Source organism: Proteiniphilum sp., assembly GCF_034331125.1.
Classification (GTDB): domain Bacteria; phylum Bacteroidota; class Bacteroidia; order Bacteroidales; family Dysgonomonadaceae; genus Proteiniphilum; species Proteiniphilum saccharofermentans.
The window spans coordinates 192,754-212,413 of the sequence record NZ_JAXQGC010000058.1; the positions used below are offsets into that span (position 1 = coordinate 192,754).

Here is a 19,660-nt window from a genome sequence, read left to right on the forward strand (position 1 = left end):
GACTAATGACCTATCAATCCCAAATCTTGAATCTTTGAATCTTGAATCTGAAATCCTACAAAGAAAACAAAAAAGAGAGAAAAAATGCAGTTTCAATAAAAATATTTTCCGGCAAAAGACTACGGGTATTGTCAGAGGTGGCTATTTTTCATACATTTGGCATAAATGATGGTCGCAGCCCGATCCGAAGCACCCGGACCTCCCAGGATCTGGCGCATCTCTTCGTAGTTGCTGAGCATATTTTGCCGGTAGCTTTGCACATGGAGTATCTGTTTCAGCTCCTTACGAATATTATCTATTGTGAAGAAGCGGGCAAACAGTTCTTTTACAACCTCCCGATTGCATATTAGGTTTACTAAGGAAATATAAGGCGTATGAAGAATGTTTTTAAAGACCCAATAAGTGGTCTTCGGCATAGGTGTTTTGTAGCAAACCACTTGAGGAACATTAAGCAGGGCTGTCTCCAGGGTAGCTGTACCGGAAGTCACTAACGCAGCATCCGACTGTGCCAGAATACGGTAGGTTTGATTAAAAAGTACCTTTGCAGGAGGAAAGGAGCTGATAAAATTGCCATAGAAAGCCGGATCGATACCCGGTGCGCCTGCCACGATCAACTGATAACCGTCCGAATAACCTTTGACCGCTTCCAGCATCGAAGGAAGATTATTAGTGATCTCCTGCTTACGGCTTCCGGCAAGAAGTGCGATCACCGGCTTATTATCCAGATCGTTTGCTTCCACAAACTGGCTGAAAGTTTCCTCTTTATGATCCCGTTGGACAATAGCATCCACTGTGGGATTTCCTACATAATGCACTTTATATTGATGTTCCCTGAAGAAATCCACTTCAAAGGGGAGGATTGACAGCATTTCGTCCACATATTTTTTGAACGATTTTACCCGGTATTTTTTCCATGCCCACACTTTGGGCGAGATATAATAGTAAACAGGGATATTGAGTTTAGTTTTTACATACTTGGCAATCTTGAGGTTAAAACCGGGATAATCGACCAGGATCACCGCGTCGGGATGATAAGCGGCAATATCTTTTTTACAGAACGCAAGGTTCCGCAGGATAGTACGTGCATTTAGCACCACAGGAACAATACCCATAAAGGCCATGTCACGGTAATGCCTTACCAACGTTCCGCCAACTGACTGCATCAGGTCACCCCCAAAGAAACGAAAGTCTGCCTCTTTATCATGTTTCCATAGCGACTGCATCAGGTTGGATGCATGTAAATCGCCCGATGCCTCTCCTGCTATAAGATAATACTTCATCTTAATAAGATTGATTTAGATTGAATGAGGTTGAATGAGGTTGAATGAGGTTGAATGAGGTTGAATGAGGTTGAATGAGGTTGAGGGAGAATAAAGATTTTAGAATTAATTCGTGGGATCATCAAACTTCCTATCTTCTTAGTTCTGATTTCTAACTTTGTCAAATCTTGAAATTATGAAATCGTCAAATCAGTAAATCCCATTGATACTCCACTCTTTCAACTGGGGCAGAAAGTCATAAGCTGTCATATCGATCTTTACCGGTACAACCGCGGCATATCCATTTGCCAAGGCCCACTCATCGCTGTTGTCATTCTCCTCTTCCCAGTTTTCAAAATTACCGGTCATCCAGAAGACATCTCTACCTGATCCATCCTTGGATCGGTGATACTCATTCACCCACTTGCCATGTGTCTGCGTTGTTATCCTGATCCCTTTCACCTCTCCGGCCGGTACATTCACATTCAGGCAAATTCCCCGGGGAAGCCCTTCATCAATTACTATTGATGCCAGTTTCCTGGTGATCTCTTTTGTGAAAGAGAAATCGGCATCAGGTGTAAAATCACACAACGAAAAACCGATAGAAGGCACATCGAAGACACAGCCTTCGATAGCAGCTCCCATAGTACCGGAATAAATAACACTGATCCCGGCATTAGAGCCATGATTGATCCCCGAAACCAATAAATCGGGCTTGCGATCCACAAACTCGTTCAATGCCAGTTTCACACAATCGACCGGCGTGCCGTTACAGGTATAAACGGTCAGATTTTCCTCTTCCCTATGCAATCTTACCCGAAGTGGCTGGCTGGTGGAAATGGCACTCGACATACCCGAACGGTGCGAATCGGGTGCGAATACAATTACTTCTCCTAAATCTCTCACCGCTTCCGTCAATGAAGCGATTCCTTTCGCCTGATACCCATCGTCATTAGTGACCAGGATCAAGGGTTTTCTATTCATCATTCTGTTTCTTTCTCGTTTTTAAGAATTACAAATATAATGAAAGCCGAATGGTAAGCCAAAATTGTTTGAGTTTACCTGAGGCACATCTTATATTCTACAAATATAGTGAAAGCCGAGGGATAAGCCAATTTTTTTTATACCTTTGGCGATTCACAAAACAATTAGTATGAGATGGGACTGACACCCGGTGCCTATGTGCACCGGCGGGTAATTCCATAGGGTTCCCGAACATATCCACAAAAAAACAATGACAATCGTTATGAAGAGATTTGCCACACTTCTTTATCTGTTTCTGGCTGCTTCCCTGATATTTGCACAGGAAGTAAGGCCTGTAAAAAATGTAATTATGATGATCCCCGACGGCACATCCGTAGGGGTCTATTCTGCTGCACGATGGTTCAAGTACTACAATGGTATGGAGGATAAACTGAACATCGATCCTTATTTCACAGGCACCGTCACCACCTTTTCATCTAACGCCCCGATCGGTGACTCTGCTCCCACCGGCTCATGCTACGCAACCGGGGTATTACAACAAACCGGTAACGTGGCTATTCATCCTGAAGTTTCCGATAACGACCTGTTTCCCGTAGATGCATCACGTACTTATCAACCTGCCGCCACAATCCTCGAAGCATCAAAGATTGAGAAAAAGAAAGCAGTAGGATTAGTGGTTACCTGTGAGTTTCCCCACGCCACACCGGCCGACTTCTCAGCACATCATTATAACAGAGGCAACTACAAGGCCCTTGCCCCGCAAATGGCCTATCAGAACATAGACGTGGTGTTCGCCGGCGGTAACAGTATTCTTACCGATGACATTAAAAAACATTTCGTAAATAACGGAACCACTCTCATTCAAAACGATAAAGAAGCATTACTCAATTATAATGGCAATGGGAAGGTTTGGGCGCTATTTGGCGAACGGGGTCTCCCTTACAATATCGACAGGAATCCCGACAAGGTACCTTCACTCGCAGAGATGACTGAAAAGGCTTTAGAAATACTATCGAAGAATGAAAACGGCTTCTTCATGATGGTAGAAGGGAGCCAGGTCGACTGGGCAGCACATGCCAATGATGCAGCCACAATGATCGACGAATATCTTGCTTTTGACGAGGCAGTAGGCAAGGCGATGGCATTTGCCGAAAAAGACGGAAATACAGTAGTCGTGGTTGCCGCAGACCATGGAAATAGCGGTTTCACCATCGGAACAAGGGATTGTCCGGGATACGATAAACTCTCCATAGAGCAACTTTTCGGCACAGTCTCTAAATACCAGTTGAGCGCCAATGGATTGGAATCGATATTGGTCAATACAAAACCCGAAGGGATTAAAGCGGTATTCAAACAATATACCGATATCGATATCACTGATGAAGAACTTGAAACACTACTTGCTTCCAAGAATTATAAAGAAGCAGACTATATGAAAGTCGGGACCAGCAATAACCTGGCACACAACATTGTAAACATATTGAATTCCCGGACCTGTTTTGGTTTCACTACGGGAGGACACACCGGCGAAGAAGTGCTTCTTGCTTCTTACCACCCACAGGGCGATGTGCTCAAGGGACATGTGAAAAATACAGAGTTGAATCAATACCTGCAGAAAGTAACCGGATTGGAGATATCGCTACAGGAATTATCCGACAAGATTTTCGCCAAACATAACGAGGTCTTTGCGGGATTACAATATTCAATTGATAAGAAAGATCCGGACTTTCCGGTACTCCGGGTAAAGAAAGGAAAGAACAGCCTTGAGGTGAAAGCATTCTCATCCGTGGCTACATTGAATGGGAAACCATTCGACATCGGATCTGTAACAGTCTATATCGATAAGAACGATACGTTCTATTTGCCGGTGGCTCTTGCGGAGAAATTATAAATCTTTGGGTCTTACTATAAAACAAAAAAAATCCACTTTATAGGTGGATTTTTTTTGTTTTTTGACAGAAATCATTCTTCTTTCCGGAGTACAATATCTCCCTGAAATGATATCTGCTGTCTATCCGTATCGTTCACACTGAGGCGTGCCATTCCGTTGTCCCATATATCAAAGCGGAATGTAACGGGACGATCCAGGTCACGGAATGTGATCACCACATCCCAATTCCTTTTCTTGTTTCCTTTATCTGCTTTATACTCAAAGTCCGTACTCGTGAAACGATATCCACCTTCTCTCGGATCCATAGGCGCACGGTAGGCGCGGCCATAATAAGGCAGATAGGCTATCACCGTATCTGGCGACACTTTCACATCATAATAGGGTGAAAGATAAATCGACTTGTAACCGGTAGGATAGGCGTAGGTAGCTTTAAATGTAAAATCGGGCACTTTCACCGCATTCCCCACATCGGCTGCCAGTTTCTCTTTCTCAACCGCCGTTTGGGCACTTCCACATGCACAAAAAGATAGAACTGAAAGAAGTCCTGCAATACTAAATAATGATAACTTTTTCATATATATCCTCCTTCATAAATAAAATCCTTTATATAGCAGAAATCACATATCACCAGTGACATAATCATATAATAAACAAAGGAAAATAGTTTTTTGTTTTATAGAAGGGTACCCATCGAAGGGAGAAGATGCGAGAGATATAACAACAGCATCAGCGACAACATACCATATGCCACATAAATATGGTTTTTCGAAATCGTTATTGAGTAGAAATATGCGTTCAGATAAGAGACCAGTGTGAGGGAAAGCGACAAGAAGAAAAAAGTTTCCTGCCAGTACACCATCTGAAGAAGCAATAGAAAAACAATCAGGAAGACCACAAACTGCATTAATGAAAGAGTGAGCGCCTTATCACGACTATATATCCTGATACTGAAAATCATATTGGATATAAAAAACAATCCGACAAACAATACTCCACCCCATTCCAGAATAGAAAACCGGGGGATTTCGGGTATTGAAAAGGAGACAAACTGCAGAAACGGCCTGACGAAACGGGGAATATCATCAAGTAGCCAATAAACAGAGAACAACGTTACGTACACAAGGAAAACACCGAACCAGGACGAAACAAACGAACGAAACTGAGGTCCCCGCATCGACCGCTCTCCGATCCACCATAAGGGAAATAACACAAAGGCATAGATCTGAAACAGTGAAGCCATTGCGATGAGTATGGATGCGCGAAACGAACAAAGATATGGATCCGGTTTCTGATACGACTCCAAAAGTGGGAAGAATGCCAGAAGGACAAAAATAACAGCAATATAATCGCCCGACATCACCAAAAAATAGGGATGAAGGCTTAATAAGAATACCGGTGCGGTAAAAGGCAGGTTTGACCGCGAACGAATAAGATTGAACCTACCGTTTAACAGGGATAGGATCCATGCGATCAAAAAAACAGCCAGCGTAGAAGCAATCAGTGAAACCTGCGGACGGGCAAAGAGATGTGCTATTGGTTCCCACGCATAATTGTCACCGGGAGAGGCAATCCGGGGTAAACCCTGCGTATAGAACAGGGCAGCCCGCATACCTATCATTCCGAAAGCGGCAAGCAGAGGAACAAAACGCCCCTCCACAAAAGCTGCACGGAATGACCTGACGACAGAATGCATGGGCACATTAGATTTTATATACTGAGATCAAAGCCTATATCTTTCCTGAAGTAGCCATTCTCAAAATGGATCTTCGCTATATTCTTATAAGATGTCCCTAAGGCTTCATCCATGGTTTTCCCGTATGAAGTAACGGAAAGCACACGTCCTCCCGACGTAACAATTTTATCCCCCACATTCTTTGTACCGGCATGGAAAACAATGCTATCCTCTACATCATTCAGTCCTTCAATGATTTTTCCATTTTCATAACTTCCTGGATATCCTCCGGAAACCATCATCACTGTCACAGCGTAACGGTCGTCTATTTCCAATACTTTCTCATCTAATGTTTCGGTAGCTACGGCAGTAAATAATTCCAGAAGATCCGACTTGATCAGAGGTACCACCACTTCCGTCTCCGGATCACCCATTCGAACATTGTACTCAATCACTTTTGGCTCCCCTTCAACATTGATCAGGCCCAGGAAAATAAATCCTTTGTAATCTATCTTTTCTTTTTGCAATCCTTCGATAGTAGGCTCCACGATCCGTCTCCTCACTTTTTCCATAAATAGGTCATCAGCAAAAGATACAGGTGACACAGCCCCCATACCTCCGGTATTCAGCCCGGTATCACCCTCACCGATCCGTTTGTAGTCTTTTGCTACCGGAAGAATTTTATACGATCTTCCATCTGTCAATACGAAAACTGAACACTCAATCCCCGACAGGAACTCCTCTATTACCACACTTTTACTAGCCGCGCCGAATTTCCCATTGAGCATCTCCCAAAGCGACTGCTTCGCCTCATTCAGGTCGTTCAGGATCAGGACTCCTTTCCCTGCCGCCAGGCCATCCGCTTTCAACACATAGGGTGAAGGGAGCGAATCGAGAAAAGCATTCCCTTCCGTCACATTCTCAAGAGTAACTGTCTTGAAACGTGCAGTAGGGATATTATAAGTGGTCATAAATCTTTTGGCAAAATCCTTGCTCCCTTCTAATTGAGCACCTTCCCTGGAGGGACCAATCACAGCAATATGACAGATATCTTCGTCCTCATGGAAGTAGTCATAAACCCCTTCCACTAAAGGGACTTCCGGACCAACCACAATCATATCGATATCATTATCAAGTGAAAACTGTCTCATCGCACCGAAATCCGTCACATCAATGGCGACATTTGTCCCTAACGTTGCGGTACCCGCATTGCCGGGAGCAATATACAGATTATTCAGGAGTCTGCTCTTTTGAATTTTCCAGGCCAACGCATGCTCGCGTCCACCGGAACCAAGAAGAAGGACGTTCATATAATTTTCAATTACAAATTAGCAATTACTAATTACCAATTATTAATTACCACTTACAGTATTCTTATTGGCATATTGACACATCGGCACATTAGTCACATTGAATATGCAAAGCTACTAAAAAAATTGAAACTGTAATGTAACGAAATTTGAAATTTGGATGGATAGAGGTGGGAATAAACGGGAATAGACGACCTCTTCCAAAACCGATTCCAATAAGCAAAATTGATTTTGTCCTACGACAATGAGGGAAAATCGTCGGGAGGTTGCTATCTTTGTAACTTCAAGCAACAAACAACGTTCAACGGAGTGAAACGTAGTTAAATATCATAAACATGAGCATAAACCGGATATCAGCCCTTTTTGGTATTCGCTATCCTATCATCCAGGCAGGAATGGTATGGTGCAGCGGCTGGAAATTAGCGGCTGCAGTCAGCAATGCCGGAGGGCTGGGACTGATTGGGGCGGGATCGATGCATCCCGGGACATTACGAGAACATGTCCAAAAGTGCAAGGCGGCCACAGGACAACCGTTCGGGGTGAACGTACCATTGATGTACCCTCAAATCGAAGAGATCATGCAGATTATCCTCGAAGAGAAAGTACCTGTCGTTTTCACTTCGGCCGGCAATCCTAAAACTTGGACAGCGACACTCAAATCGGCAGGAATAAAAGTAGCGCATGTGGTGTCGAGTTCCAGGTTTGCCATTAAATGTGCGGAAGCCGGTGTCGACGCTGTCGTCGCCGAAGGATTTGAAGCCGGCGGGCATAACGGTCGCGAAGAAACTACCACTTTTGCGTTGATACCACAGGTGAGAAAGGCTATAGATCTGCCGTTGATTGCTGCCGGGGGGATCGGCTCGGGCGAAGCGATGGCTGCAGCGTTTGCCCTGGGCGCGGAAGGAGTACAGGTAGGTACACGGTTCGCGTTGACCAATGAAAGTTCTGCCAGTGAAGCATTCAAACAACGGTGCATCTCCCTGAATGAAGGAGATACGGTATTATCACTCAAGAAACTGAGTCCCACACGACTGGTAAGAAATGAGTTCTACCAACAGGTACAGCAACTGGAAGACCGGGGCGCTACCCCCGAAGAATTGCGCGAACTATTAGGCAAAGGGCGTTCAAAAAGGGGTATCTTTGAAGGAGACCTCACAGAAGGTGAACTGGAGATCGGACAGATCGCCTCACATATAAAAGAGATCATCCCTGCAGGGCAGGTTGTCAATGAAATGATCGGGCAATACAACCGCACTATTCATCGGCTATCTCAATTAGTAATTGATAATTGACAATTGGCACATCAGTAACATTGGCACATTCGTAAGTATGCAGTATGAACTTTTTCCATCGGAACGATTCTCTTTTTTCAGCCTGAGCAGCGGTAGTTGCGGCAACAGCTACTATCTGGGGAATTCCCGCTACGGCATCCTGATCGACGCCGGCATCGGTCCGCGTGTCATCAAGAAGCGGCTTGCCCACTATGGGATCGACTTCTCTTCGATCATGGCAATCCTGGTCACACACGACCACTACGACCATATCAAATCGGTAGGCTATCTGGGAGAAAAACTGCATATCCCGGTCTATGCCACCCGTGAAGTACACAAGGCGATTATAAATCATCCCCTTGTCCGCAACAGCCTTAACGGGTCAACCATATATATTGAAAAAGGAACCCCATTTCAAATTAAAGATTTCCAAATCACAGCCTTCAATGTACCCCACGATAGTGTGGATAACTCCGGCTATTTTATCCGGTTCGGCAACCACCGGTTTACTCTCGCCACCGATGTGGGTACCATTACCGACGAAGTAGCTTATTATATTTGCAAAGCCAATCATCTCGTCATTGAGAGCAATTATGATGAAGAGATGTTGAATAACGGTCGCTACCCCTACCCGCTGAAACAACGCATCACCTCCGGATCAGGGCACCTGAGCAACCGGCAAACGGCCGAGTTCCTGGCCGATAACTATTCGTCTGATCTCCGGAATATCTGGCTTTGCCACCTCAGTGGTGACAATAACAACCCGGAACTGGCCTACCAGACTGTAGAAGCACATCTGAGCCGCAAAGGGATCAAGGTGGGAAAACAGGTCTCGCTACAGGTATTACAGCGGAATATATTGTCCTCTAAAACCGATTTTTAAATCCGCACACCAATGTCCCTATCGCCTATACTTTTGTTCACATACAACCGTCCCTCCCATACACTACAGACATTGAAGGCACTACAGGATAACGCCCTTTGTAGTAAAAGTGAACTATTTATATTTTCGGATGGCTACAAGAATGAAACAGATAAAAAAGATGTGGAGGCGGTACGGGAAATCATTCGCCCTATTGAAGGATTCAAGGCAGTTCACCTTATCGAGAATACCCACAATGTTGGACTGGCAAAGAATATTATCGACGGTGTAACCAAGGTGATTGAGGAGTATGGCAAAGTGATCGTGATTGAAGATGACCTGTCAACATCCCCCTATTTTCTCACATTCATGAACGAAGCCTTGGATATGTTCGAGAACGAAAACAGAATCGGACATATACATGGATATTGCTATCCTCTTCCGGAATTGCCGGAAACCTTTTTGATAAAGTGGACAGGAAGTTGGGGCTGGGCTACCTGGAAAAGGGCATGGAAAGAATTCAACCCTGACGGAGAAGCACTATTAAACGAAATAAAAAGTCGCAATCTATCCAGATTGTTTGACTTCAATGGCAAATACCCCTATACCCGGATGTTACAAAGACAAGTAAATGGGAAAAACAATTCATGGGCCATTCGCTGGAATGCTTCCTTGTTTCTGAAAGATATGCTTTCGGTCAATGCCGGAAGATCGTTGGTAAGAAATATCGGATTCGACGGGAGTGGCATACACAGTGGTCTTCAGGATATTTATACTACTCAGCTATATACCGATAGACTAACCATCAATATTCCGGTAATAGAAGAAAATAAGGCAGCACGAAAATCAATAGAAAGATATCATAACAAGACCTATTCGTTTTGGGCAAAAGTAAGACGAAGAATCAAAAGACATTTAAAAATTTGACAGAACCTGCACATCGTCCTACACCAATTTCCGGCTGCATTGCCCTTCCATAGAAGAAAACTTGTTTCGGGAAAGAATACAATATCTTTTTTGAAGAGTTAGGGGCTCAGGCATTAAAAAAAACTCTACTCTATACAGCATATAAAACTGTTTCATTAACAGGGTGGTGTTGCCTGATATAAAGATTGTATTTGGGGTTTAGTTTATGGATATACAGTGGCAATTCCCATAAATCTGCAGGTTTATGGTATATGCAAATTGCTAATTTAGGATTGTATTTTATAATTGTATCCTGCATCCCTTCAAGAGCTGACATTTCTGCACCCTCAACATCCAATTTAATATATGTGATTTCACTACGTTCCTGTTCGGAAAAATAATTGTCTAATGCCACAAGTTTTACTAACTCTTTACCTTTACCAATGCGGGAGCCACTGCCTGAATCTTCAAAAAAAGTTTCTTCACAGGAAGAATACAACCCCAAATTATGCAAAATTACTTTATCGGATAAATTTGTTATGTTTTTTCTGATTTGCTCACAATTACGTTTAATAGGTTCAAATATATGTACTTTATTAAAATATCCGGTAGTCTGTTCGATAAAATTCAAAGCTGTATCGCCAACAAACCCACCACCATCTATAAAAACCTCTTCTGTTGAAAGTTTGATAATATCTTTGGGAAAATACTGTGACGGATCAAAACACACAGTATCTCCAGAACTCAACAACAACTCTTTGGTATTATTGGTATCGTAAAACGGCTTGAGATATTTATAATTTCGCGTCATTCTGCATTTAATGGCCGCATTTAATACATCTCTCGACAAATCATCTGCCAAAACAGATTTCAAATGATCAATCTCATTTTTGTGTTTTTTACATTCTATTTGATATGGGATCCCATAACGAAAATACTTATATCCTAGTTTTTTTCCGATTTCTTCAAGCAATGTTTTCATTGAACAAATATTATTTTAAATTAATTCTATGTCCGGTGGTTTGTGATTAAACTCTCGGAATTTTTATATTTATTTGATTTTCAATATCCATTTGACACTTTTTTCTTTTTTCTTGCCGCAAACCATTGTTCAATTTCTTCTGTCATCTCCAATCTGAATAACTTACATAACCCAATATAGAATAACATAATCAACACCGGGTTTATAACAACAAAAAGAATATCGTTCCCAATATTCCGAGTGGAAAAATAGGAAACTCCCGTACTGATTACAGCCATAAAGAAATAGGGAAATGTATCCTTCACAAAGTCAAGAAGTGAATATTGAATGACCTTTCCCGAAAAAAATACCGACAAAATTAACGTCACAATCATATATACAACCCAACTGATAGCCAGCCCCATAATACCTTTCGAAAAAAAGAGAAGAATTAACAGGAGCAATAGAACTCCTTTTACAACTTCAAGCCCCAGAAAAAAAGCAGATCGTTCTTTTGCGATGAATAACTCGTTAAAAATAATGGTAAAAGGCAGTAGCATTCCGGCCAATGTCAATATCTGAAAATAAGGCACTGAAGCCAACCACTTCTCCTTAAACAAGATATAAAAAGCGGGCTCGGCAATCAGTATCATTAAGAAAGCTATTGGGAATGAGAGAAAAGCAATCGATTTGATCAGCTTTCTCACTACCCTCTTCAAGCGTTCCGTCTGATCGTTGATCTCCGACAAGATTACCATGCCTACCGACCGGAAAGTATTGGAAAGCGTCAGAAAAGGAATTTCCTGGTATTTCTTTGCCTGATTGAAGAATGCCACCTGGTTCATCGGGTAGAATACGGCAATAAGGCTTGGATAGATGTTATTCACCGTGGTGGAAATCATCGACGACAACAGTAATTTATAACTGAATCCGAAAAAGGATCTTAACCGGCCAAGACTGAATTCCGCAACCGGCCTCCATGGTGAATACAGCCACATAAATATCGTCCTGAAAAATGCATATAAAACGATTTGGGCAACCAATGCCCAAACACCATGTCCGGTAAGAGCCAGAACAATGGCAACCACATCTGCTATAAACAAAGCCAGTATATTGGCTTTCGTAAGTCTTTTAAAATCGGCATTTTTAGTCAGAACTACTAAAGGTATCAACCCGAAAGCATTGAAGATAAGAGCCAAGAACATGCCTCTCGCAACCGGAATCAGCGCAGGAGCATTGAACAGGCCGGCAATCAAGGGGCTAAGAAAGAAAAGGAGCAGATATATAAAAACACCCAGTCCTACGTTAAAATAAAAAATGGAGCTGTATTCCGTCGGGGAAACCTCTTTCCGGTTCAACAATGATCTACCGAAACCGCTGTCGACAAGAATAGTGGAGAACGCTGTAAATACAGCCAGCGACCCGATCAATCCGTAAGCATCCGGCACCACGATATTCATCAGCACCAGCATACTCACAAAGTTGAGTATCTGCTGCCCGAACTTATCAATAAAGCTCCAGAAAAGCGAACGGGTTGTTTTTTTCTTCAGTGCGGAATCAGCCATTTACGATATAGATTAATAAACAGGGTAGTCCAATTACATTCAGACGATCTCAAATCATCCTGCAAAAATACGCAACTTTTTGTTACGGGAAGTATCGGTTTTACTAAACATCATTGGATATTATCCATAGAGTAGATCTTTTTGGGCTATCTCGGTAAATATATCCAAGAGGATAATTATAAATTCACTATTTTTGTAATCTTACGTTTGAATATCCGGAAATGAAAGTACTTTTTATCAGTACATACGATATACAGGGAGGAGCGGCCATAGCCGCAACCCGGTTATTACATGCAGTGCGCCATGCAGGATGCGATGCCTCGATGGTGGTGCGTGCCAAACTGGGAAGTGACACGGCGGTATTTACTGCGGGAAGCAAAAAGAGGAATACGTTCCGGTTCTATTGGGAACGTGGTGTTATTTATCTTTACAATCGCCTGTCAAGAGAGAACCTATTCGATGTCTCAATCGCTAATATGGGAGTATCGATTACAAAACTTCCCGAATTCAAAGAGGCTGACGTTATCCATCTACATTGGATAAACCAGGGGATGCTCTCCATCAAAGAGATAGGAAAAATCCTCTCCTCCGGGAAAAAAGTGGTATGGACAATGCACGATATGTGGCCGTTTACCGGCATCTGCCACCATGCCGGCGCCTGTGACGCCTATACCTTCGGGTGCGGGCATTGTCCTTATCTGAAGGCACCCTCCCGAAACGACCTCTCACATATTATTTTCAAACGGAAGCATTCTACCTACTTAACCGGCAATATCACTTTTACAGCATGTAGCCACTGGTTACGGGAGTTGGCCGGACAGAGCCCCCTTACATGGGGGCAGAGGGTCACTTCTATCCCCAATCCTATTGATACCGCCACCTACCGTCCAATGGATAAAAGCGAAATACGTAAAAAACTGAATTTGCCACTTGATAAAAAGATTATCCTGTTCGCGGCAGTGAAGGCAGCCGACAAGCGTAAAGGGATGGACTATCTGGTGGAGGCAGCCGGATTGATGGCACACCATTCGGAAAACCTGCTTTTTCTTATTGCAGGAGGCGGGGGGGAAGAGATAGAAAAACAACTTGCCCTGCCGGCAAGGAGCATGGGATATATTTCTCCCCGACAGATGCCGGAACTCTATAATGCCGTCGACCTGTTCGTCACTCCCTCCCTCTATGAGAACTTGCCCAATACCATTATGGAGGCAATGGCCTGCGGCACGCCTTGTGTAGGTTTTCATATCGGGGGAATTCCGGAAATGATCGATCACCGGAAGAACGGATACGTGGCCAAATACAGAAACGCACGGGATTTGGCAAACGGACTGATCTGGACATTGTTTGAGGCCGATTTCGAAACGCTCTCCATCAACGCCCGGGGGAAAGTGACAGAGGAATACTCACAGGAGAAAGTCGCACAACAATACAAGGAAATTTACGAGTATGAAGGAGAATAACAGTATAACCGATAAAGAATACTGGGACAAGTATTGGAAGAATTACCAATACGACAAGATACCAAAAAAAGTGGTGTTCGAAAGGTTCATGCCGAAGCTGACAAGGGGAATAAACTTTATCGAGATTGGCGGCTTTCCGGGGGTAAATGCTGCCTATTTCTACCGTCGAGGCATCCGGGACGTAACCATACTCGATTTCCATATCAATAAAGAGATCGTCCGCAATTTCGAGAAAATCAACGATTTGCCGGAAGGAACCATCCAATGCATCGACAACGATTTCTTTGCATTTTCATCAGAAAAAAAATATGATGTGGTTTTTTCGTCGGGTTTTATCGAACACTTCGAAGATACACGGGATGCAATTACCCGACATATTGACCTCCTTTCGGAAAAAGGGCAGTTGTTGATTATCATCCCCAACTTCCTGGGTCTGAACGGAGAACTCCAGCGACGGTTCGACAGGGAAAACCTGGACTCCCACAATCTGCAATCGATGAAAATATCCTACCTGAAAGAAATCATGCAGTCATTCAATCTTTATGATGTTTCTGTAGGTTATCTCGGAAAACCAATGGTCTGGCTCGAACCAAAACCGGAAAATCAAAAGAGGAGAAAATGGGTTAAGATGTTGAGCTATGCCCTCAAACTATTCCCTGTAAAAGGGAAATTATTATCTTCGTACATTGCCATATACGCCCGAAAATAATGAAACTATCCGTCATCACCGTCACCTGGAACGCCGAGAAAACGGTTGAACGCACACTGAAAAGCGTGCAGGAACAGACATATTCCCATATGGAGCACTTGATTGTGGATGGAGCATCGGTCGACGGAACATTAAAGATAATACAGGAATATTCAGAGGGAGATTTGAACATACAAAAGGAGGGGAGTATTCTAAACCGGACAAGTGTACAAAAGAGGTTAAAATGGGTCAGTGAACCCGACCAGGGTCTGTACGACGCCATGAACAAAGCCATCGGGATGGCCTCGGGCGATTATCTTTGCTTCCTGAATGCGGGCGATACCTTCTATGCACCGGATACAGTGGAAAGAATGATGCAGTCATTCGACAGGAACAAGCTACCGGATATCCTCTATGGAGAGACAGCCATTGTGGATGATAAAGGCAGCTTTCTCCATATGCGCCGGCTGAAAGCACCCGGCAGGCTCACATGGAAGAGTTTTAAACAGGGAATGCTGGTCTGTCATCAGGCTTTTATTGTGAAACGGGAATTGACGGAGCCTTATGACCTCTCTTACCGCTTCTCTTCCGATTTCGACTGGTGTATCCGCATGATGAAAAAAGCCACCTCTATCCACAACACCCGTCTCACACTGGTTAACTACCTGAACGAAGGGATGACCACGGCCAATCACAAAGCGTCTTTGAAAGAACGTTACCGTATTATGGCAAAATATTACGGACATATCTCCACCTTTTTCCATCACGTCTGGTTTGTGATTCGTGCAGTGCTAAAATAGACAATTTTATTCTTTATGCAACGACGAAAACTAAAGATAGAAGAACTCAGCCGCATCTCCGTCGAGGAATTTCGGGAAGCAGAGAAGATACCACTGGCTGTCGTGCTCGACAATGTACGGAGCCGGCATAACATAGGGTCGGTATTCCGTACCGGGGACGCCTTCCGGATAAAAGAGATTTTACTCTGTGGCATCACCGGCACACCACCCGACGCGGAAATTCACAAAACAGCTCTTGGTGCTGAAGATTCGGTACAATGGCGTTACTTCGAGGAGCCTCTTTCGGCTGTAGAAGCATTGAAAGCAGAGGGATATATCGTCTTCTCCATTGAGCAGGCTGAAAACAGCATCTCGCTGGAGAATATTGAATTGGATAAAGAAAAAAAATATGCGGTGATCTTCGGTCATGAAGTGCATGGTGTCGCACAAGAGGTAATTGATGCATCGGACGGATGCATTGAGATCCCCCAATACGGCACCAAACATTCCCTCAACGTATCAGTGACTGCAGGAATTGTGATATGGGATTTCTTTCAGCGACTAAGGATATAGCAGAAAGTGGAAACAATAGCGGCCCCACTTAGAGGAATTGTTTTAACTCTACACCCTCACCATCAAATTCCGCATAGGAAAAAAGAGTGATCCAGTCGCCCAGCATGATCACGCGGCTCTGCTCAGCAATAGGCAGATCGACCAGAATGTGACGGTGCCCAAATATAAAGTAGTTGATTTCGGGCATCTCTTTTAGCTTATCTTTCGCAAAACGGATCAAGTGCTCCCGCTCCTCTCCCAGATAGGGCGTCATCCCCCCACTCTCACGGCTGCTGTTCGACCATGTGTGCGCCAATGGGATGGTCCATCTGGGATGAATGCCTGAAAAACATTTCTGAAGGAATTTACTGTGAAATAGTTTCCGGAGAAGATGGAACGAACGGGAGTCATCACCCAAACCGTCACCGTGGGCAAGGAAAAATTTTTTCCCTTCTATTTCGGTGATATAGGGTTCCAAATGCAGGATCATCCCACACTCTTTGGAAAGGTAGTCTGTCAGCCACAGGTCATGATTGCCCGCAAAGAAATGGATTTCTATCCCCGAATCGGTCATCTCGCCCAGCTTACCCAGCAAACGTGTAAAACCCTTTGGCACCACATACCGGTATTCATACCAGTAGTCAAAGATATCTCCCATCAGAAAAATCACAGCAGCATCATCCCTCACGCTATCGAGCCAGCGGCATAGTTTTCGTTCCGTCTCAATGGAGTCGGCATGCGATTTGGATCCTAGATGGGCATCGGCAAGAAAATAGATTTTATCTCTCACGGTCAATTATTCAACAATCCCTTTAACCTGTCCTACATCATTCCCAGCTCCAACAATGCTTCCTCGCTCATCATCGACCGATCCCACGGGGGATCGAAAGTGAGATTCAGATCCACTTTATTCACCTCGGGGATCGATTCCACCTTCAATTGCACATCCATCAGGATATAATCGGCTGCGGGACAACTGGGAGAGGTAAAGGTCATCTCAATGGTCACATTATTCTCTTCATCAATATCCACATCATAAATCATTCCCAAGTCATAAATATTCACAGGGATTTCGGGGTCATACACCGTACGGAGCATCACCACTATTTTATCTTGCAAAGCTTGTAATTCTTCGTTCATAATCTCATTTTTTTATTAAACCGATTGCCCGGCATATTGTTTAGTTGCTTCAGATAATTCCTTCATCTGCAAAACTGAAATAACTATCACCACAGACGATAATATGGTCGAGCAGAGAGATATCCATCCACTGGGCAGCCTCTTTTAATTTTTTGGTTAGATGCGTATCCTGGGGGCTTGGCCGGCATTGTCCTGAGGGATGATTGTGTCCAAGAATAATCCCGGATGCATACCGGCTGAGCGCCTCCCTCAGCACCAACCGTATATCTACTACCGTTCCCGAGATGCCGCCACGGCTCACCTGAATAGAACTCAACACCTTATTCGACCGGTCGGTCAGCAATGCCCATGTCTCCTCATGGTTCAAGTCGGAAAGCAGGGGATAGAAATGCTCATAGGCAACCCTCGACGAAGTGATTTTCTTCTTTTGGGGCGTTTCAACGGCCTTTCTCCGTCGTCCCAACTCAAGTGCGGCTATTAAAGTAACCGCTTTGGCCTGACCAATTCCCCGGAAATTATTCATCAGATCTGACACACTCATCCGCGCCAACTGGTTCAAGTCATTACCGGCTTCCGACAAAATATGCTGCGCCAGCTCCACAGCACTTTGTTTATCGTTGCCCGAGCCGATAAGGATTGCCAGAAGTTCCGAATCGGAAAGTACTGAAACTCCTTTCAGCAGTAATTTTTCACGGGGACGGTCTTCCTCCGCCCATTGCTTGATACTTAACTTGCTCATAACGGCTAATTTCCAGAGTAAACAGAGCAAATATACAAAGAAAATCCCGATTAGTTCCTCACTATTAACTTTTAGTTTTTAGTTTATCTCACAAACACCCAGGTATCCTCTTTCGAAAGAGCCGGATAGAAAAAATATCCCTCATAATCGAAACCCTTCACCTCCTCCGGATCAATCAACCTGTTTTTAATGATAAAACGGGACATCAAACCGCGTGCTTTCTTGGAATGCACCACAATCTGCTTCAATGTGTCATTTTCCTGCTGCAGAAACTGGATATCAATGATTTTCGTCCCTTTCGGCAACTTGTTTTTCCTGACTACCTTGGCGTACTCTTTGGATGCTACATTGATGATGGTTTTATCTCCTTTCCGGAGTTTTTTCGAGAGATACTCATTCACCATATCCTGCCAGAAATCGTAGAGTGTCTTATATCCTTGCGGCACAATTTTTCTCTGCATCTCGAGTCTGTAAGGTCTAATTGCATCCAGCGGACGGACAATACCGTATAATCCGGAGATGATATTGAGATGCCGCTGCGCGAAATCGAAATCTTCCGCAGAAAAATCATGGGCATTCAAACCCTTATAAGCAATACCGTTATACGCGAGTGCGGCCGATTGTTTCGGAGTAGACCGGAGATCAAACGTCTGGAAATATTCATATACTTCATGCGCCATTTTGGCGTTGATCTCCATTTCCGTTGCAATCTCCCTTTCCGACAGTCGCCGGCATACAGCTATCAATTCTTTGGTTCTTTCCGGGAATAGCGGTCTTGACGATTTGATGTCTCCCCCTTTACCGGAAAAGTCCATTAACTTGGCAGGTGAAAGAATGATTTGCATATTATTCAGATTATCAAACAATATATATTATACCCAAAATTACAAACAGCTTTGTTACAAACAATGTTGTTACAGCATAAAAGCCAGTACAGAAAATTCATTTCAAGAATTATCAACCTTTCACAGCCCTGTTCAGGAATGCATTGAGTGGATATTGTATTTTGCAGAGTTCCACAAGCCGGTCGATTACCCCATCTTGCAGGAAAAACTCATTTTCGAGAGGATAATGAGTGATAAAGTGTTTATTTTTCAATAGTTCGATTTCCTTAAAATCTTTCGGATAACCCTTTGGAGGATTTTTAAGCCTATCTTCAACAGACAGTTCGGGGAAAGTTTTTTTGAACTTCCGATTATCAAGAATACTCCGTATCTCCTCAGGCTGATGATAAATTTCGTTTCTGATGGATTCCAAAGCAGCCGGGTCGGGACTATAAATACCACCGGCAAAGAATGATTCGTCCGGTTGAATATGGATATAGTAGCCTGCAAACCGGGTTTTCTTTCCCCCGTTTGCTATAAAGGCACTGAGATGGGTTTTATAAGGTGTTTTATCGTGAGAGAAACGGGTATCGCGATAAATACGAAAAACAGACTCATTGGCCGTAACCGATCCGATATCCGGATCGAGTTGGGCAAGCGGCACAATGAGCCTGTTAATAAAGTTTTCAAAATCGGCCCGGATTTCATCATACTCGAATTTATGCTCATGGAACCAGTTGCGGTCGTTATTTATCTGCAACCGGACAAGAAAATCGAATGTATAGCAGAAATCCATA

General features: G+C 43.6%; 20 protein-coding genes. 8 read left to right on the forward strand and 12 right to left on the reverse strand.

Annotation, left to right across the window (positions count from 1 at the left end; genetic code table 11):
* Positions 1-131: 131 nt before the first annotated feature.
* Together U2P89_RS14540 and surE are read right to left on the reverse strand one after the other, a co-directional pair.
* The gene (locus tag U2P89_RS14540; RefSeq protein WP_322191744.1) at positions 132-1,280 is read right to left on the reverse strand and encodes a lipid-A-disaccharide synthase; all 1,149 of its coding nucleotides are present in this window, start codon (positions 1,278-1,280) and stop codon (positions 132-134) included.
* Between the two features lie 189 nt (positions 1,281-1,469).
* Positions 1,470-2,246 (reverse strand): 5'/3'-nucleotidase SurE, encoded by a 777-nt coding sequence (surE, locus tag U2P89_RS14545; RefSeq protein WP_091904765.1) that lies wholly within the window; start codon positions 2,244-2,246, stop codon positions 1,470-1,472.
* 259 nt (positions 2,247-2,505) lie between these two features.
* Here surE and U2P89_RS14550 point away from each other — a divergent pair, with 259 nt between their 5' ends.
* A complete protein-coding gene (locus U2P89_RS14550; protein ID WP_322191745.1) occupies positions 2,506-4,134 on the forward strand; it encodes an alkaline phosphatase in 1,629 nt (542 codons plus the stop codon).
* A gap of 71 nt (positions 4,135-4,205) precedes the next feature.
* Here U2P89_RS14550 and U2P89_RS14555 read toward each other — a convergent pair whose 3' ends face one another.
* The 3 genes from U2P89_RS14555 to purD all read right to left on the reverse strand — a co-directional run bounded on the left by U2P89_RS14555 (position 4,206) and on the right by purD (position 7,116).
* Positions 4,206-4,709, reverse strand: coding sequence for a DUF4251 domain-containing protein (locus U2P89_RS14555; protein ID WP_322191746.1), 504 nt, complete (start codon positions 4,707-4,709; stop codon positions 4,206-4,208).
* A 98-nt stretch (positions 4,710-4,807) separates the two neighbouring features.
* Entirely contained in the window at positions 4,808-5,827 is a 1,020-nt protein-coding gene (locus tag U2P89_RS14560; protein ID WP_313380765.1) for a hypothetical protein, read from the reverse strand.
* A 14-nt stretch (positions 5,828-5,841) separates the two neighbouring features.
* Positions 5,842-7,116 carry a phosphoribosylamine--glycine ligase gene (purD, locus tag U2P89_RS14565; protein WP_313380763.1) on the reverse strand — a complete coding sequence of 425 codons (1,275 nt, stop codon included), beginning with the start codon at positions 7,114-7,116 and terminating at the stop codon, positions 5,842-5,844.
* A gap of 341 nt (positions 7,117-7,457) precedes the next feature.
* On the opposite strand from purD, the gene U2P89_RS14570 reads away from it, so the two are divergent.
* From U2P89_RS14570 to U2P89_RS14580, 3 genes are read left to right on the forward strand one after another with little or no spacing between them, the layout of a single operon-like run.
* Positions 7,458-8,408 carry an NAD(P)H-dependent flavin oxidoreductase gene (locus tag U2P89_RS14570; protein WP_416188646.1) on the forward strand — a complete coding sequence of 317 codons (951 nt, stop codon included), beginning with the start codon at positions 7,458-7,460 and terminating at the stop codon, positions 8,406-8,408.
* A 37-nt stretch (positions 8,409-8,445) separates the two neighbouring features.
* Entirely contained in the window at positions 8,446-9,270 is an 825-nt protein-coding gene (locus tag U2P89_RS14575) for an MBL fold metallo-hydrolase (RefSeq protein WP_322191748.1), read from the forward strand.
* Positions 9,271-9,282: 12 nt separating this feature from the next.
* Positions 9,283-10,176 (forward strand): glycosyltransferase, encoded by an 894-nt coding sequence (locus U2P89_RS14580; protein ID WP_076928439.1) that lies wholly within the window; start codon positions 9,283-9,285, stop codon positions 10,174-10,176.
* 130 nt (positions 10,177-10,306) lie between these two features.
* Here the strand turns inward: U2P89_RS14580 and U2P89_RS14585 are convergent, their stop codons facing one another.
* On the reverse strand, positions 10,307-11,137 hold the full coding sequence (locus U2P89_RS14585; protein ID WP_322191749.1) for an FkbM family methyltransferase: 831 nt from the start codon (positions 11,135-11,137) through the stop codon (positions 10,307-10,309).
* An 80-nt stretch (positions 11,138-11,217) separates the two neighbouring features.
* Positions 11,218-12,681, reverse strand: coding sequence for a lipopolysaccharide biosynthesis protein (locus U2P89_RS14590; RefSeq protein ID WP_091904741.1), 1,464 nt, complete (start codon positions 12,679-12,681; stop codon positions 11,218-11,220).
* 221 nt (positions 12,682-12,902) lie between these two features.
* Here U2P89_RS14590 and U2P89_RS14595 point away from each other — a divergent pair, with 221 nt between their 5' ends.
* From U2P89_RS14595 to U2P89_RS14610, 4 genes are read left to right on the forward strand one after another with little or no spacing between them, the layout of a single operon-like run.
* Positions 12,903-14,141 carry a glycosyltransferase family 4 protein gene (locus tag U2P89_RS14595; RefSeq protein WP_091904738.1) on the forward strand — a complete coding sequence of 413 codons (1,239 nt, stop codon included), beginning with the start codon at positions 12,903-12,905 and terminating at the stop codon, positions 14,139-14,141.
* The gene (locus U2P89_RS14600) at positions 14,128-14,850 is read left to right on the forward strand and encodes a class I SAM-dependent methyltransferase (protein WP_091904735.1); all 723 of its coding nucleotides are present in this window, start codon (positions 14,128-14,130) and stop codon (positions 14,848-14,850) included. The genes U2P89_RS14595 and U2P89_RS14600 overlap by 14 nt, the downstream gene beginning before the upstream one ends.
* Positions 14,850-15,629: a glycosyltransferase family 2 protein gene (locus tag U2P89_RS14605; RefSeq protein WP_322191750.1), complete on the forward strand. Its 780-nt coding sequence runs from the start codon at positions 14,850-14,852 to the stop codon at positions 15,627-15,629. The genes U2P89_RS14600 and U2P89_RS14605 overlap by 1 nt, the downstream gene beginning before the upstream one ends.
* A gap of 15 nt (positions 15,630-15,644) precedes the next feature.
* Positions 15,645-16,181, forward strand: coding sequence for an RNA methyltransferase (locus U2P89_RS14610; protein WP_091904729.1), 537 nt, complete (start codon positions 15,645-15,647; stop codon positions 16,179-16,181).
* Between the two features lie 28 nt (positions 16,182-16,209).
* Here the strand turns inward: U2P89_RS14610 and U2P89_RS14615 are convergent, their stop codons facing one another.
* The 5 genes from U2P89_RS14615 to U2P89_RS14635 all read right to left on the reverse strand — a co-directional run bounded on the left by U2P89_RS14615 (position 16,210) and on the right by U2P89_RS14635 (position 19,659).
* The gene (locus U2P89_RS14615) at positions 16,210-16,956 is read right to left on the reverse strand and encodes a UDP-2,3-diacylglucosamine diphosphatase (RefSeq protein ID WP_322191751.1); all 747 of its coding nucleotides are present in this window, start codon (positions 16,954-16,956) and stop codon (positions 16,210-16,212) included.
* Positions 16,957-16,982: 26 nt separating this feature from the next.
* Complete coding sequence (locus U2P89_RS14620; protein WP_091904723.1) at positions 16,983-17,300, reverse strand: metal-sulfur cluster assembly factor; 318 nt, start codon at positions 17,298-17,300, stop codon at positions 16,983-16,985.
* Between the two features lie 49 nt (positions 17,301-17,349).
* A complete protein-coding gene (radC, locus tag U2P89_RS14625; RefSeq protein ID WP_091904720.1) occupies positions 17,350-18,039 on the reverse strand; it encodes a RadC family protein in 690 nt (229 codons plus the stop codon).
* A gap of 83 nt (positions 18,040-18,122) precedes the next feature.
* Positions 18,123-18,884: a YaaA family protein gene (locus tag U2P89_RS14630; protein ID WP_322191752.1), complete on the reverse strand. Its 762-nt coding sequence runs from the start codon at positions 18,882-18,884 to the stop codon at positions 18,123-18,125.
* Between the two features lie 112 nt (positions 18,885-18,996).
* Positions 18,997-19,659: a DUF2461 domain-containing protein gene (locus U2P89_RS14635; protein WP_322191753.1), complete on the reverse strand. Its 663-nt coding sequence runs from the start codon at positions 19,657-19,659 to the stop codon at positions 18,997-18,999.
* Position 19,660 lies beyond the last annotated feature (1 nt).

What these genes read in the sequence shown, in the direction of transcription:
- U2P89_RS14540 (WP_322191744.1), bottom strand. Translation starts at nt 1,280, where the DNA reads ATGAAGTATTATCTTATAGCAGGAGAGGCATCGGGCGATTTACATGCA.
- surE (WP_091904765.1), bottom strand. Translation starts at nt 2,246, where the DNA reads ATGATGAATAGAAAACCCTTGATCCTGGTCACTAATGACGATGGGTAT.
- U2P89_RS14550 (WP_322191745.1), top strand. Translation starts at nt 2,506, where the DNA reads ATGAAGAGATTTGCCACACTTCTTTATCTGTTTCTGGCTGCTTCCCTG.
- U2P89_RS14555 (WP_322191746.1), bottom strand. Translation starts at nt 4,709, where the DNA reads ATGAAAAAGTTATCATTATTTAGTATTGCAGGACTTCTTTCAGTTCTA.
- U2P89_RS14560 (WP_313380765.1), bottom strand. Translation starts at nt 5,827, where the DNA reads ATGCATTCTGTCGTCAGGTCATTCCGTGCAGCTTTTGTGGAGGGGCGT.
- purD (WP_313380763.1), bottom strand. Translation starts at nt 7,116, where the DNA reads ATGAACGTCCTTCTTCTTGGTTCCGGTGGACGCGAGCATGCGTTGGCC.
- U2P89_RS14575 (WP_322191748.1), top strand. Translation starts at nt 8,446, where the DNA reads ATGCAGTATGAACTTTTTCCATCGGAACGATTCTCTTTTTTCAGCCTG.
- U2P89_RS14580 (WP_076928439.1), top strand. Translation starts at nt 9,283, where the DNA reads ATGTCCCTATCGCCTATACTTTTGTTCACATACAACCGTCCCTCCCAT.
- U2P89_RS14585 (WP_322191749.1), bottom strand. Translation starts at nt 11,137, where the DNA reads ATGAAAACATTGCTTGAAGAAATCGGAAAAAAACTAGGATATAAGTAT.
- U2P89_RS14590 (WP_091904741.1), bottom strand. Translation starts at nt 12,681, where the DNA reads ATGGCTGATTCCGCACTGAAGAAAAAAACAACCCGTTCGCTTTTCTGG.
- U2P89_RS14595 (WP_091904738.1), top strand. Translation starts at nt 12,903, where the DNA reads ATGAAAGTACTTTTTATCAGTACATACGATATACAGGGAGGAGCGGCC.
- U2P89_RS14600 (WP_091904735.1), top strand. Translation starts at nt 14,128, where the DNA reads ATGAAGGAGAATAACAGTATAACCGATAAAGAATACTGGGACAAGTAT.
- U2P89_RS14605 (WP_322191750.1), top strand. Translation starts at nt 14,850, where the DNA reads ATGAAACTATCCGTCATCACCGTCACCTGGAACGCCGAGAAAACGGTT.
- U2P89_RS14610 (WP_091904729.1), top strand. Translation starts at nt 15,645, where the DNA reads ATGCAACGACGAAAACTAAAGATAGAAGAACTCAGCCGCATCTCCGTC.
- U2P89_RS14620 (WP_091904723.1), bottom strand. Translation starts at nt 17,300, where the DNA reads ATGAACGAAGAATTACAAGCTTTGCAAGATAAAATAGTGGTGATGCTC.
- radC (WP_091904720.1), bottom strand. Translation starts at nt 18,039, where the DNA reads ATGAGCAAGTTAAGTATCAAGCAATGGGCGGAGGAAGACCGTCCCCGT.
- U2P89_RS14630 (WP_322191752.1), bottom strand. Translation starts at nt 18,884, where the DNA reads ATGCAAATCATTCTTTCACCTGCCAAGTTAATGGACTTTTCCGGTAAA.
- U2P89_RS14635 (WP_322191753.1), bottom strand. Translation starts at nt 19,659, where the DNA reads ATGGATTTCTGCTATACATTCGATTTTCTTGTCCGGTTGCAGATAAAT.